Origin of the sequence: Psychrobacter sp. Ps7, assembly GCF_022129225.1 — a bacterium.
Classification (GTDB): domain Bacteria; phylum Pseudomonadota; class Gammaproteobacteria; order Pseudomonadales; family Moraxellaceae; genus Psychrobacter; species Psychrobacter immobilis_A.
The window spans coordinates 13,178-28,050 of record NZ_JADQAH010000009.1; the positions used below are offsets into that span (position 1 = coordinate 13,178).

Below are 14,873 nucleotides of genomic sequence, written 5' to 3' on the forward strand. Positions count from 1 at the left end.
CAACGATAACGTTGCTTTTTTGATGTGTAGTTTTAATGAGTCAGCAAAATTATTTATGAGGAGTGGCACTAGACTCATGTGCCAAAAACCCTTCTTCCTTCACATCTAATTCTTCATGCTTAAGCACTACTTGGATACTATCTGTATGGGTATGAGTGGTTTTATTGATATCGATTTCTTGGATAGCATAAGTGTCTTTAGTAATGGTAGCCACTTGACGTGATAGGACAATTTCAATCGGTTCATCACCAATTTCGATCTGTTTGCCATTCACGGTAACGACCGCCTTGCTATCTAACGATGGCTCGATATGGCGCAATATATCCTTTTCATCATAATTGCCTGACAATAAGTCCTGACTTTTCGCATCGTGGTATTCAGTGCGAATAGTAATATATTCTTCTACCAACTCAATAGGCACGTCAATGGTCTTAGTACGAGCGTGCTTGGTCACCGTCACTTTACCGACATCTAAACGCTCTTTGTTGATGACAGGACGCTCTTCTAATAGCTCCAAGTGTCCAACATTATGATTGCTCTTATCTATGTCATTACTGCTTATATCATTACTTTCTATGTCATTAGCTACTGTGCCATTATGAGTATCAATTGGGGCAGTTATAGCGTTTGGTGTCACTTGCTTGTTATGTAAACCCTTTTGTAGAAAGCTATCGTTCTGGATGCTGTCTTCGTAATTGGTAGTCATCATAATGTCCTTATCTTTATGAAATAATCGTTATAAAATATTTTAGAGCCATTTTTGCAGATTTTGCAAGGTTAGCCTTATCAGATATCATTAAGTATTTTTAATTCCTAAGTATTTTTGAGTATAGTAAGCAAAAAAAGACCAGAGGCATGCTCTGGTCTTAATTCACTAAGTAAAAATACTTAGCTGCTTATTACGGTCATGTATTGCTCAGCGATCTTATTTCTTAATGACAGCCAAACAGTATGACGGTTTAGCGTATTACATACCACGAGCGCGGCGTACGTCTTCTGCAGTAATACCATCACGGTCGATTATGTTGCCTTCACGGTCTACTACGTTGCCATCGCGATCGATATCCAATTCTTCACGTTGGATAGTCTCAACGATAGTTTCAGTATGACGTTCAGTGGTTTTACCGACGTTCACTTCTTCAGATACATAAGTGTCTTTACCAACGCGGGCACGTTCAGCCTCTAGTTCAACCTCAATGGTTTGATTACCATCAATGTCACCGATACGGCGATCTGTTGGACGATCTACGTTAGTACGCTGGATATTAGCATGCTCTTCTTCTAGCTCAACATCGACATTACGCTCTTCGGTCACTATATGCTTACCAACTTTAACCAAACCTGCCACGATACGATTTTTATTGACGGTCAAGCGCTCTTCTAGTAGCTCTAGTGTGTTTGGTGCGTCATAGGCATGGTCTGCAATCTCCATACGCTCTGCAACTGGAACAGTATCAGCGACAAATGCTTGACGATCCTTTTGATACTGGTCTTTATAGCTATACTGATAATCATGGTCATATACTTCCATGGCATCAACTTGAGACTTGGTCAAGCTGTCAAAGAATACGTCATCACCAACAATACGTGCTAAACCTGCTGGGACTAATACTTCTTTTGAGCTGAACCAACCGCCTGCATCAACGATCAAATAACGAATGCGACCAGTGGTATCTTCTACTAATGCACCTTCAATTTTACCGATTTTTTCTTCATTGACGCCGTAAGCAGTTTTACCTGTCGGGTCATAATAATCATCACCGATTAAATCTTTATGAGTAGCTTGGATATCTTTTAAACGAATTAGTTGGCTCATTGTTGTCTTCCTTTTTTATGAGTTAATCATTATTAATTATTTTAAAAACAATCGTTGTTTTGGAAAAGTTAAATTTCTAGTAAAAATATTTTTATAATAAAAGGTGTAGCAAGCCATGTGAGTAGCCTCTACATCGACTTGTAAGAATCTTAACATCATGATTTTCGATGAGATATATGAGCAAGGTAGCAAAGTGTGCGCTTGAAGTAATTGCGTGTAATAGGCTGTAAGTGGCATAACATAGCTGGGGTCAAAGATTAACGTGTCTTTACACAGAGCAATATTTCTAGCTTATTTAAGAGTCATAGACACAAAAAAACCGCATAGCAAATAACGATGCGGTTCCTGATATGTTGAAAATTTTGTAATAAACGATAATGATAGAAGCTAATTTAACATAGCAATCGATTAATTAATCTACTTGAGTATCAAGCAAGTTCAATAGCAACAGCCACGGCTTCACCGCCACCAATACAAAGTGTTGCAACGCCTTTTTTGCCGCCAGTACGCTTGAGAGAGTTGATAAGCGTGATCAAGATACGAGCACCTGAACAGCCTACTGGATGACCGAGTGCACAAGCGCCGCCTTCAACGTTTACTTTGGCATGGTCGATTTTTAGCTCGTCCATCGCCGCCATGGTTACCATTGCAAACGCTTCGTTGATTTCCCATAGGTCAACATCAGCGACTGACCAACCAGCACTAGCCAATACTTTTTCAATTGCACCAATCGGAGCAATGGTAAATTCGCTTGGGTGACGAGAGTTTGATGCGGTTGCAACAATACGCGCTTGATAATCAAGGCCTTCAGCTTTTGCTTGCGATTCTTTCATGACCACAACCGCTGCCGCACCGTCTGAAATTGAGCTGGCGTTTGCTGCCGTGATGGTGCCGTCTTTAGCGAAGGCTGGACGTAGAGTAGGGATACGCTCAGCATTAGCAAGCGCAGGTTGCTCATCGGTATCGACGGTTTGCTCGCCTTTACGGGTTTTAAAAGTCACTGGCGTGATTTCATCTTTGAAGTGGTCGTCTTTGATAGCAGTGAGCGCACGATTTAGCGATTCGATAGCAAACGCATCCATTTGCTCACGGGTATAGCCCTTTTCATCGGCCATTTCCTGTGCGAACATACCCATCAGTTTGCCAGTTTCAGCATCTTCTAAACCATCTAAGAACATGTGATCTTTGACTTCTTTATGTCCCATACGGTAGCCACCACGTGACCCTGGCATAATGTATGGCGCATTAGTCATTGATTCCATGCCGCCAGCGACTGCCACATTGAAACTACCAGCTTTGATGCCGTCATGTGCTTGCATGACTGCTTTTAGCCCTGAACCACAAAGCTTGTTAATAGTGACAGCGCCAGTTGCATCAGATAAACCTGCATTACGCATCGCTTGACGCGCAGGGCCTTGACCCAAGCCTGCAGTCAAGATACAGCCCATAATGACTTCATCAATACTATCGACTGCCACACCTGAGCGTTCGACAGCGGCTTTAATGGCAGCACCACCAAGTTCCGTTGCGCTCATATCTTTTAGTGCGCCTTGGAAGCCGCCCATAGGAGTACGTGCGCCGTTTAAAATTACAATTGCATCATTTGACATCGTTATTATTCCTTTTTACGTATTTTAAATGAGTTTGTTTTAATTAAAACCAAACGCGGACTAGATAGCATCTTTTAGGCTCAATAACTGCAGGCTTTATGCTAGCTCATCTAAGCGAATGCGTACTACTTTATCAGTAATGGTCTCTAATTTTTCAATTTTTTCGATGGCTAGATTCATCTGACTTTCGACCACTGGCAGCGTCAAGATAATAACCGGAACTTGACCAACTTTGTGCGCAGGTTTTTGTAAAATCGCATCGATATTGATACCAGCATCACTTAGAATGCGAGTGATATCTGCCAACACCCCAGGGCTGTCATAAGCATGGACACGCAAATAATAACCGGTAATCATCTGCTCAGCGCGCAATATGGGCGTGTCTGATAGCTGCTCAGGGATAAATGCTAAATGCGGCACGTGGTGACCGTGGTTGTTTTGATTACCGTTGCTTTCATCGCTACGGTCTTTGCTACCTAGAACACGCACCAAGTCCATCACATCGGCCATCACCGCAGAAGCGGTTGCGCCAGCACCAGCACCATCACCGCAATATAACGTCTGTCCAAGCGGATGAGAGTTGACCAACACCGCATTTTTTACGCCATTGACGTTGGCGAGTAACGCATCCTGCGGAATTAGCGTTGGGTGCACGCGCAGCTCGATACCAGAAGCCTCATCATTACCTTGACCATCACGGCGTACGGCAAAGCCCAAATGCTTGATACGGTAGCCAAGCTCTTCCGCATAGTTGACGTCTTGTAAGGTGATACCAGTGATGCCTTCACAGTAGACCTTGTCAAATTGCAGCGGAATACCAAAGGCGATAGAGGCGAGTAATGCCAGTTTATGAGCCGCATCAATACCTTCGACATCAAAAGTCGGATCTGCTTCCGCATAACCCAATTCTTGCGCTTCGCTCAACACGTCGGCAAACGGGCGACCTTTGTCACGCATTTCGGTCATGATAAAGTTGCCAGTACCGTTGATGATACCTGCTAGCCAATCGATTTTATTGGCAGCGAGCGCTTCACGCATGACTTTGATAATGGGGATACCGCCTGCGACTGCTGCTTCATAAGCGACATGGACGTTATGCTCTTCAGCAAAGGCAAAGATTTCGTTGCCATGTTCTGCCAATAGCGCCTTATTTGCAGTCACCACATGCTTGCCGTTTTTAATGGCGTGCATAATTACGTCTTTGGCAAGGGTCGTACCGCCAATCACCTCGACGACGATATCGACATTGTCGCTTGCAGCAGTTGCCATCAAGTCACTGTTTTGCATAATATTGGGATCAATATCATCACGATGACGGCGCGTACCAACTTCGGTAATGATAATGTCGCGTCCGCTACGGCGTTTTAGCTCATTTAAGTTGTCATTGATTAGATTGATCACGCCCGTTCCGACGGTGCCCAGACCAAGTATCGCTAGTTTGATGGAATTACTCACAGTATCCTCAAGAGGTTAAATATAATGAACCAATGATAACGCTGTCACAGCGTCAAATGCGCATGCGCTACTAGCTGTAGTATTTGCGTGCATTTTGACAGTCGCAGCTTTATCGATTTTTCATTACAGTTGAATAAAAAATACTCAAATAAAAAGTATGCTGCTGATTTTTCATAGCGCTTTATCGTATCATACCGACAAGCAGTTGTGACGTCTACACAATGTCGCCATCGTCATAGGTATCACAAATACCTGAAACAATAACAGATTTTAGCTAGCACCGACAGCTTGAGCCAACTCCGCCGCAGGTAGATAGCCACCTACTTGCTGACCAGATTCTGTAAAGATAGCGGGAGTACCACGCACACCAAGTTTTGCACCCAGTGCCATGTGTTCTTGTACAGGGCTGGCACAGCTAGGCGCTTGTACATCAGCGCCCATTTTTCCTTGATTCATGGCCGCCTTACGATCTTGACTACACCAAATAGCTTCCATTTTTGGCACCGATTCCTGACTGCGCGGCCATGCCAAATAACGTACTTCGATACCACGTGCATTGATATCATCCATCTCTTCATGCAATTTACGACAATAACCACAGTCTGCATCGGTAAAGGCATAGACCACTGACTTCGTTTCGCCTATTGCTGGATAAATCACCATGTCTTTTTTATCGACGGCTTTTAGGGCTTCTTGTGCGGTACTAGCAACCAATGCCGCACTGATATCGACAGGCAGAGCCTCGCCAACAGAAATAATCTGACCTTGGATAATGTGTTTGCCAGACTTATCAGTAAAGAAAGAAGGCAGTCCTTCCGCTGTAACCCAATAAATACCATCCATATCTGTTGGTACGGCTGAAATGATATTTTCTTCAATACCGGACGTATTTAAATTCGCCTGCAACGCCTTTACCACGGTAGCATCGCTATCAGCAGATGCTTTACTTGTACTGGTTTTAGCATCGGTATTATTGACGATACTGGTGTTGCTGGTCGCATCTGCTGCATTGTTTGAGCAGCCCGCAGCAACCACAACAAGCAGTGCACTCATCATAAAGCGAGATAAATTATTTCGAGAAAAGCGGTTTTGAGCAAAGGTGTTTTTTGCAATCGGGGATGACATATATAGGTGTCCTGTAGGCATCGTGCCTAATCATGAAGTCGTTTTAAGAAAAATGATACTAAATTTCTATATAAAGCAATACGTATCGATATTGTCTTAAAGGTTTAAAATTAAAAGGTTTTTTTACAATTTAATAATTATAAAAGGTAAGTAATCATGTCGCCTATATTAACATATTTATGGTAAATAACAGCCACAGGCTATGAGGTGATATAGGGAGGTGAGGGTAGCAATAATAGTAGTAGGCATAAACGTCAATTCAAAAAAATAAGATACATTTGTACTATTTAATATCGACGCTTGCCCTTGTAGTCTACGGCTAATAACAGTGTTTTTATAAAAATTCATATAAAACTATTGGTATCAGTTATTTTTAACCCTTTATTTCAATAAATTTTTGCTAAGGAGCACACATGGCAGGTGCCAGTTTATTAACCCTACTTGATGATATCAGTGTGATATTGGATGATGTTTCCGTCATGACCAAAGTCGCTGCTAAAAAAACCGCTGGTGTATTGGGCGATGATTTGGCGCTCAACGCAGAACAGGTCACGGGTGTCAAAGCCAATCGTGAGCTACCAGTGGTCTGGGCGGTCGCCAAAGGCTCATTTATTAATAAACTTATTCTAGTACCAGCGGCACTCTTGATTAGTGCTGTTTATCCACCGCTGGTCACTTTTTTACTAATGTGTGGTGGTTTGTTTTTGGTTTATGAAGGCGCTGAAAAAGTCATTCATCGATTTTGGCCACATGCTTTGCCGCATGATGAGGAGCAAAATGCTCGTCGGCAAGCCAATGCTGATGAGACTATAGATTTGGTCGCTTTTGAAAAGGAAAAGATCAAAGGTGCAGTACGTACGGATTTTATTCTGTCAGCTGAGATTATCGTAATTGCCTTGGGATCAACGGCAAGCGCCACTTTGTTAGAACGAAGCTTGGTGCTGTCTATTTTAGCCATCGGTATTACGATTGGTATTTATGGCTTGGTTGCTGGTATCGTGAAGATAGACGATGCAGGTCTGCATTTAATGGAACAAGAAGGGGCGTTCAAGCAAAAATTGGGCAAGTTAATGTTTGCAGCGGCACCCAAACTGATGAAGTTTCTATCTATCGCTGGCACGTTGGCGATGTTTTTAGTAGGCGGTGGTATCTTAGTACACGGTATCGGCTTCTTACATCATGGAGTAGAGGATATCGCTGATTTAACGGGTATCTTTGAAAGCTTAACGACAACGATATTAAATGGCGTCATTGGTTTTGTTATTGGTGCTGCGGTTGTGGCTATCTTCACAGTTATTAGTAAAATTCGTGGAAAGGACGACACAGCGTCATCTACACACTAAGTCAGTTACCTGTGCTTTAGATTTATATTGATTGTAATTTGATTTCGTAAAAAAGCCCCAAAGTTGCTGACAACTTTGGGGCTTTTGCGTTGGACGTTATACGATTAGCTTTCGCTATCTGAGTCATCAGCCTCTAGCTTTTCAGCTTGCGTGGGCTTTTTATGCTCCGTTTTAGGCTTACGGCTACGTGCCTTTGGTACTTTTGGCGTGGTTAAATTAAACATGCCAGTTTGTGGCAGCAGTTGTTCAGCCACATTCTCAATCATGTTTTTATAACTGGCAATCGTCGTTTTAGATTTAGCTGCCTGACTGTCATCTTTGCCCGCTTCTTTGGTATTGATAGGTTGCTCTACCTTAGGCTCATCTGCTGGCTTAGTTTTTTCAACGTCAGCTTCTTGAGTATTAGCCTCTTCAATATCAGCAGCTTCGCTATCGTCATGTGCCCCATCAGTCTTTTCAGCTGCTACGCGCTCAGCAATAACAGTGCCTTCATTCGACGGCTCGTCAGTTGCTTCTGCTAGGGCTTGATCTGCTTCTAGGAGCTGTTCGCTATGAGCGCTGATATTATCAGCCTGAGCTTGATTGGCTAGAGCATTTGCCTCAACATCATGAGCATCCACATTGTTATCATCATGTTCAATAACCGCTTGCTCAGTATCAGCCGCTTGTTCGGTCGGTAGACTCAACACTGCGGGCTCCTGATAACTAGGATGTTGACCACGTGGATCGTTGCCAGCACGCTTACCAATGGCGCGTGGTTCGACGTCTGTTTTACCTTGCGTTGCCGCAAACTGACTGACCGCTTGTGTCATCGTTTCAAAGCGCGTCAGGTAATCTGCCGCCAATGGCTGATAGCCATAGTTGCTAAAGTCGAAATTGCTGTCCTCAACGTTAGTATCAGCAGTCGGTGTGACGCTCGTTCCAATGTTGGCTGATTTGTTAGCTGATTTTGCTTGCTGCGTATGTGCATCGATAGCAGCAATAAAGCAACTAATGACACCGTCATTTTTCAAACGACTTTCTGCATCTGTTAATGCTTTACGAACAAAATCACCAACGGTGCCACGAATAGTCGATGGGCTTACCACTACAGGCTCAGCTACTGATGGTTGTTGAGTTACTTGCGCTTGCTGACTACGAACCACACGTGGATCATTACTAGCCTGACCAAACTTCTCAGCAGTCACGTAGCGCTTGGCAAATAATGCTTCGTGCGTTAGTGCCAGTGCTGAGTTGTTCTTATCATTTGCGCTATGACCACTTGCGCTATGACTGTCATTGGCATTGCTAACATCGGCGTCACTGTCGGTAGCGTCAACAGTGTCACTATTCGCTTTTTCTGTCGATTCTGATTCGGGCTGTTTTGGCGTTATTGCTACGCTGTCCACGTTAGTATCCACAGATTTTGAATGGTCAGTTTGGTCTTTGGTAACGCTGTTAGATGTTGGTTGCTCATCTACAGCAGGTTTTTTGTCAGTAGTGTTACTGTCTGTTTTCGGGGCATTATTTTGTCCCTTGTCCTCAGTGGTGCTAACGTTAACATCATCAACATTAACATCATGTGTTGCTACAGTGCCTTCGTCGTTACCCTTCACAGCAGCTGTTTCAGGAGCAATTTTTTTGTCATTGCTCTGCTGATTATCACTTTGCTGTGTATTAGCTTCTTTTTTACTGCTTTCTTTATTAACATCATTCGCTGATTTTTGCTTTTCAGTAGATTGAGGTTTTGTCTGTGTAGACTTACTGTCATCTAGAGACAAGTGTACGACTTCTGGCGATTTCAGCTCAACAGGTGCTTCATTGACCTGTAGCACGACTTCATTAGGATCTTGATTTCGACGCGTGTTAGAGTGATTTTTTCGGCCGTTTGCACCTGTCGTCGCTTGCTGATTGGGTTGCTTAATATTTTCAGCTGTTAGTGTCTCGCCGCGCTCTAACTTGCCACGTGAGCCGCGTTGACTATGCGATTTACGCTTCGCACGAGTTTGCTCATCTGCCGTATTACTGTCTTTATCAGCATCATCATTGCGCTCGTTTGCATGGTGGCTACTGTCTTGACGACTGCTGTTTTGCTGATTATTGTCTTGACGATTGTTGCGGTTGCGCTCATTCGTGCGTCTGGTATCCTGTTGACGTTTGTTTTGATTGTCAGCCTGCTTGTCATCAGCGTTATTTGCCGCATTATTTGAGGTGTTGTTCTCGGTATCGCCGCTTACTTCATTGCTCGACTCTTCTGCCTGATCTTTTCTTTGACGAGGTTTAGAAGATCTAGATTTACGTGGCTTACGTCTTCTTCTATCTTCATTACTGCTATCATCATCGGTGTCGCTGTCTGAGCTACGACGCGCTTGTTGACGATTGGCATTGTTGTCGGATGGTTGTTCGTTATTTTTCTGACTGTTCTGCTGATTTGCTGGTACATTGCTCGATGCACCCGTTGATGTATTACTCAGGGCACTGCTATCAACTTGTCCAAATGAGCCTAAGCTTTGTGCGCCATTATTTACTAGTGCTTCAATGGCTTCCGCTGCATCACGACTACTGACGCTAGGCGTCGTTGAGGCTTGTGGTGCTTGCGCAAATAGGTTTGATAACCACGCCACTGCTTGTGGCTGAGCTGCTGTCTCAACATGTGCAGGAGCTGTAGTTGCTGCTACTGGAGCAACAGGGGCAGGGGCTGCCACACTCTGGTTGTTGTTTGCTTGTGGCGCGCGCGCCGATGAAACGTTGGTCGTATTTTTATTGTTGCGATGGTCGTTGCTGTGTTTACTATGCTCAGCTGTACTGGTCGGTTTGTTTGATTGGCTAGCAGTATCATTGCTCGCTATTTGACGTGGCTGGCGCGTTGGCTGTTGCTCTGGACGCTCTTTTTCAGCCGTTTGCCAGTCAACTTCATAACCCAAATCGCTATGTTCTTGGGCTGTATCCGTAATACGCTCATAACTTGAAGGCGCAAAGCCATCACGGTTAAAGTGTAGTTTAAAGTTAGGCGACTCTAAATGCGCGTGTGGCAAAATCGTGATACGCGTGCCACTGTCTTGCTCAAGATAAACTAAGGCATCACGTTTTTCGTTTAATAAGAAGGCGGCGATATCTGTTGGAACTTCTGCTTGTACTTCACCTTGACGTTCTTTGAGAGCGATTTGCTCAATTTGACGCATAATTGATAGTGACAATGAGCGCAAATCGCGAATCATGCCGTTACCATGGCAGCGTGGGCAGATATATCCTGTTGACTCTTCTAATGATGGACGCAAGCGTTGACGGCTCATTTCCATCAAACCAAATTTAGAGATATCACCAAACTGTACGCGCGCACGGTCATATTTAGTGGCATCAATCAGACGTTTTTCGACTTCCTTTTGATGCTTATTGTCATTCATGTCAATAAAATCAATAACAATCAAACCACCCATATCACGCAGACGCAATTGACGAGCGATTTCATCAGCTGCTTCTAAGTTAGTATGATAGGCGGTCTCAGCGACATCTGAACCTTTGGTCGATTTGGCTGAGTTGATATCGATAGAGACCAATGCTTCCGTTTGGTCGATGACGATTGAGCCACCTGAAGGCAAACGTACTTCACGCTGATAGGCGGTTTCGATTTGCTTTTCGATATTAAAGCGCGAAAACATGGGCTCATAGTCGGTATATTTGCGTAGCTTTTCTGCTTGTTTTGGCATAACCGCATCGATGAAGCCAGCGGCTTCAATATAAGCGTTTTCATTATCAATCCAAATCTCAGCGATATCATCACGTAGATAATCACGGACAGCACGGGTTACGACGCCTGCTTCTTGATGTACCAAGCGCGGTGAAGGGTATTTTTGATTTTGTTCTTGAATGGCTTGCCAGATATTCAGCAAGTGGTTTAAATCGTGCTGTAAGTCTTCTTGAGTTTTACCAATACCCGCGGTACGAATGATGACACTCATACCTTTTGGTAAATCAAGATTGCTTAGCATACGCTTCATGTCTTCACGAAGTTTGCCTGAAATTTGACGTGAGATACCGCCACCACGAGGGTTATTTGGCATCAATACCAAATAGCGACCTGCTAAAGAGACATAAGTCGATAGGGCAGCGCCTTTATTGCCGCGCTCCTCTTTTTCGACTTGGACGATTAATTCATCGCCTTCTTTGATCAGCTTTTTGATGTTTTCGTCACGTGGATTACCGCTTAAGTATTCAGCAGAGATTTCACGAATGGGTAAAAAACCTTGGCGCTGTGAGCCATATTCGACAAACACCGCTTCAAGCGATGGCTCGACACGGGTCACATGACCTTTATATATATTTGATTTTTTTTGTTCACGAGTACGGTTTTCAAGATCGAAATCGTAAAGATGATTGCCTTTACATAAGGCGACACGAATTTCTTCGTTTTGAGTAGCGTTGATCAAAATGCGTTTCATATTTGTATCCTATGAGTACGCATAACAACGACGAGACGGGCTTTAGAGCGCAATGGCAAGTATGGCTAATATTTAAATTAGCATGGGCAGATGTTAATCAACGATAGAACGTAAATCATGGGTTAATAAAGCACTTGGGCTTTGTCAATGGCTTGTTTTTTACCTAAAGTGTGTTAGCAAAACTAACGTAAATATAAAATTTATAGGGTGTAAGGCTATCTATTTATATCCTATTATTGATAGGTTTGGTACAAATATTAATGCGTCAGCATGCGATTCAGTTTTACTATCAGCAAGCTTTATTGGTAGTCATGCCAGCTTACTTTGTAAGAGCAGGCGACGGGCAGTGACGAGATTCAATATACTGATATTCAAAAGGCGTTGTGCTGCTGCAATCCATCCATCAAAGTCTAGCAATAATATCGCTGTTATAAATACCATTATATGAAATGGTGATATTCAGCAATTATTTGTTTAGGTAAAGCAATTGGTCACTCTTTATTTATCGTTCTTTCTGATATAACGTCAATAATATCTTGGGTGTTTTACGGTTAGGTGTCGCGGCTCCGGTGATCAGCGGGGCGTACTTGGCAAACAGAATAAATGACCAAACTATCGGTGTGGTGCTGTATTCATATCTTTTTTATCGTTATCTGTTTGACCACCAATACGTAGGCAGCTATCGATATACTTCTCGATCCTAATGCTAAACAACCCATACTTGCTCAACTACACTTGCGTAAAGGACCGCCAGATAACCAGTCATTAAATCATGAATAATTATCAAATAAAGTCGTTGTCATGCAGGTTGTGAGTCAATGTAGTGTCATTATCGGTCAATAAACAGGCGCTTAGCCAAACTTATCAACGCTGAATTTATGAACACAAAGGTATTTAGTGTCACTATTTATTCTATGGTACTGAGTAAAGTCAGTACGATACTTTCATTTTACAATTTATGGGGACATATCTATAAATATCTACAAGTGATATTTCTAAACAGATACTGCGCCCTAAAATCCGATTAAACATACAATGTTGGCAGGGTATACCGCTAATACCTTTTCACTAAAAGTTCGTAAAAATGGTAATGCGCTATTTAGGACAACAACAATGATTATTGCTGCAGTCTCTGCTTAATTGTCGCTCAACATGCTAAACTATAGCAAATCTTTCTGTAAATACCTAACTAAAAATGACGAAGCCAAAAATGACTGACGACGCACCTACCCATGAAGCCCCTGCTATTTTTAATAGTAAAACACGCCCGCAAAGCGCTGATGATGAAATCAGCAACTTTGGTAAGGTAAACTATCTTGAAGTAACCCGCCATCAACACGATCAGCGCTTGGATAATTTCTTACTGAACCGTTTAAAAGGTCTGCCAAAACCGCATATCTATAAAATGATTCGCTCAGATGAGATTCGGGTCAATAATAAACGCTGCAAAGCGCACGACAGAGTACAGCGTGAAGACGTGGTACGTATCGCGCCAGTGGTACTTGCTACCCGCGAAAAACCAATTATCAGTGCCGAGTTTGCTAAAAGCTTGTTAGCGCGCGTAGTATATGAAGACGAAGGAATGTTAGTACTGAATAAGCCTTCTGGCATCGCCGTTCACGGTGGGAGTGGTTTGGACTTTGGTGTTATCGAAGCCATGCGTGAAGTGACAGGTAAAAAATACCTAGAGCTGATACATCGCATTGATAAAGACACCTCAGGTCTATTGATGATTTCTAAAAAACGCTCAGCGTTAAAAGCGTTGCAACAGCATCTCGTCGATAAAACCATCCAAAAGCATTACTTATGTATCGCTAAAGGTCAGCCAGCATTAAATGAGCAACGCATTGATGCATCATTGCTACGCTATACAGTTGCTAGTGGTGAACGCCGCGTCAAAGTAGATGCGCAAGACCCACAATCTAAAGAAAGCCATACGGATATCGTCGTTCATGGTCGTTTTATGATTGCTGATCAGCCAGTTAGTTTAATTGAAGCCAAACCACTGACCGGTCGCACTCATCAAATCCGTGTGCATTTGGCTCATATTGGTCACGCTATCTTGGGTGATGATAAATATAATGTGCATGATAAATCAGGCGTCCATCGCCTGTGTCTGCATGCGTGGCGTTTAGACATTCCAGGCTATGAAACTATTACTGCACCGCTACCAGATGACATGGCAGATTGGTTGCCAGAGCAAATTAAATTGCCTGAATAAGTCGCCAAATAAAATTTTTAAGCATTAACTTTAAACGTCACGAACGCTTATTTTTCTTAATAAGTCGCCGTGACGTTTTCGTATCTACCATTTATTATTGATATTCGTTAAGGTCTATTTATGAGCAATCAATCTGTCGCTAGTATCTCTAGCGCTTCCAAAGGAACTCAGTTATCAGCCAGCCATCGTTTAGCGGATAAGACGCTGATTATTTTTGATTGGGATGGGACGCTGATGGATTCCATTGGATTAATCGTTGAGTCAATGCATGTGGCAGGAGAGGCGCATGGGTTCCAGACCACCGATAAAGCTGTACAAGACATCATTGGGCTGAGCTTAATGAATGGCATTGAGATTTTGTATCCGCAAGCCAATGACACGCAAAAGCTTGCGATTCAGCAAAACTATGCAGACCACTATATTGCCAACAGCCACAGTACACCGCTTTTTGCGCCGATAGAAGGGATGTTGCAGACCCTACAAGCCCAAGGTAAAAGTCTCGCGGTTGCAACTGGTAAAAAGCGAAAGGGCTTAGACCGCGTATTAGATGCTTCAGAGAGCCACCATTATTTTGTGATGACCCGCTGTGCCGATGAGGCAGGCTCAAAACCTGACCCGCAGATGTTGACCGATATTTTGGATTATACGCAGCAGCAAATCGCCAATGCTGTTTTCATCGGTGACAGTATCTACGATATCCAAATGGCAACGAGACTGGGCATGACCAGTATTGCGGTGAATTATGGTACAGCATCACCTACAGAGCTCGCCGCACAGCAACCCTCTTATCAGGTTGACACGCCACAAGCGTTGGCTGAGCTTCTATGTGCTTAACTAAAAGCACTTAAATAAAGGTGCTTCAATAAAAAAATTTTTGAATGCTAA

At 43.2% G+C, this 14,873-nt stretch carries 9 protein-coding genes; 3 read left to right on the forward strand and 6 right to left on the reverse strand.

The features are described from left to right. Window positions 1-49: 49 nt before the first annotated feature. The 5 genes from I3257_RS04930 to I3257_RS04950 all read right to left on the reverse strand — a co-directional run bounded on the left by I3257_RS04930 (window position 50) and on the right by I3257_RS04950 (window position 6,006). On the reverse strand, window positions 50-706 hold the full coding sequence (locus I3257_RS04930; RefSeq protein ID WP_238049007.1) for a YsnF/AvaK domain-containing protein: 657 nt from the start codon (window positions 704-706) through the stop codon (window positions 50-52). A 261-nt stretch (window positions 707-967) separates the two neighbouring features. After that, a complete protein-coding gene (locus I3257_RS04935) occupies window positions 968-1,816 on the reverse strand; it encodes a PRC and DUF2382 domain-containing protein (RefSeq protein WP_238049008.1) in 849 nt (282 codons plus the stop codon). Between the two features lie 428 nt (window positions 1,817-2,244). Then, complete coding sequence (locus I3257_RS04940) at window positions 2,245-3,426, reverse strand: thiolase family protein (protein WP_109592340.1); 1,182 nt, start codon at window positions 3,424-3,426, stop codon at window positions 2,245-2,247. 96 nt (window positions 3,427-3,522) lie between these two features. Beyond that, window positions 3,523-4,881: a homoserine dehydrogenase gene (locus tag I3257_RS04945; protein ID WP_238049009.1), complete on the reverse strand. Its 1,359-nt coding sequence runs from the start codon at window positions 4,879-4,881 to the stop codon at window positions 3,523-3,525. A gap of 270 nt (window positions 4,882-5,151) precedes the next feature. Then, entirely contained in the window at window positions 5,152-6,006 is an 855-nt protein-coding gene (locus tag I3257_RS04950) for a DsbC family protein (protein WP_238049010.1), read from the reverse strand. Between the two features lie 413 nt (window positions 6,007-6,419). On the opposite strand from I3257_RS04950, the gene I3257_RS04955 reads away from it, so the two are divergent. Continuing rightward, complete coding sequence (locus tag I3257_RS04955) at window positions 6,420-7,349, forward strand: DUF808 domain-containing protein (RefSeq protein ID WP_238049011.1); 930 nt, start codon at window positions 6,420-6,422, stop codon at window positions 7,347-7,349. A 104-nt stretch (window positions 7,350-7,453) separates the two neighbouring features. Here the strand turns inward: I3257_RS04955 and I3257_RS04960 are convergent, their stop codons facing one another. After that, complete coding sequence (locus I3257_RS04960) at window positions 7,454-11,767, reverse strand: Rne/Rng family ribonuclease (protein WP_238049012.1); 4,314 nt, start codon at window positions 11,765-11,767, stop codon at window positions 7,454-7,456. Between the two features lie 1,210 nt (window positions 11,768-12,977). Here I3257_RS04960 and I3257_RS04965 point away from each other — a divergent pair. Both I3257_RS04965 and I3257_RS04970 read left to right on the forward strand, forming a co-directional pair. Next, window positions 12,978-13,988: an RluA family pseudouridine synthase gene (locus tag I3257_RS04965; RefSeq protein WP_201552671.1), complete on the forward strand. Its 1,011-nt coding sequence runs from the start codon at window positions 12,978-12,980 to the stop codon at window positions 13,986-13,988. Between the two features lie 120 nt (window positions 13,989-14,108). Beyond that, complete coding sequence (locus I3257_RS04970) at window positions 14,109-14,822, forward strand: HAD-IA family hydrolase (RefSeq protein ID WP_238049013.1); 714 nt, start codon at window positions 14,109-14,111, stop codon at window positions 14,820-14,822. The last annotated feature ends 51 nt before the right edge of the window (window positions 14,823-14,873 follow it).

Excerpts from the sequence above, each read along its gene's own strand:
- I3257_RS04930 (WP_238049007.1), bottom strand. The coding sequence starts at position 706 with ATGACTACCAATTACGAAGACAGCATCCAGAACGATAGCTTTCTACAA.
- I3257_RS04935 (WP_238049008.1), bottom strand. The coding sequence starts at position 1,816 with ATGAGCCAACTAATTCGTTTAAAAGATATCCAAGCTACTCATAAAGAT.
- I3257_RS04940 (WP_109592340.1), bottom strand. The coding sequence starts at position 3,426 with ATGTCAAATGATGCAATTGTAATTTTAAACGGCGCACGTACTCCTATG.
- I3257_RS04950 (WP_238049010.1), bottom strand. The coding sequence starts at position 6,006 with ATGTCATCCCCGATTGCAAAAAACACCTTTGCTCAAAACCGCTTTTCT.
- I3257_RS04955 (WP_238049011.1), top strand. The coding sequence starts at position 6,420 with ATGGCAGGTGCCAGTTTATTAACCCTACTTGATGATATCAGTGTGATA.
- I3257_RS04960 (WP_238049012.1), bottom strand. The coding sequence starts at position 11,767 with ATGAAACGCATTTTGATCAACGCTACTCAAAACGAAGAAATTCGTGTC.
- I3257_RS04965 (WP_201552671.1), top strand. The coding sequence starts at position 12,978 with ATGACTGACGACGCACCTACCCATGAAGCCCCTGCTATTTTTAATAGT.
- I3257_RS04970 (WP_238049013.1), top strand. The coding sequence starts at position 14,109 with ATGAGCAATCAATCTGTCGCTAGTATCTCTAGCGCTTCCAAAGGAACT.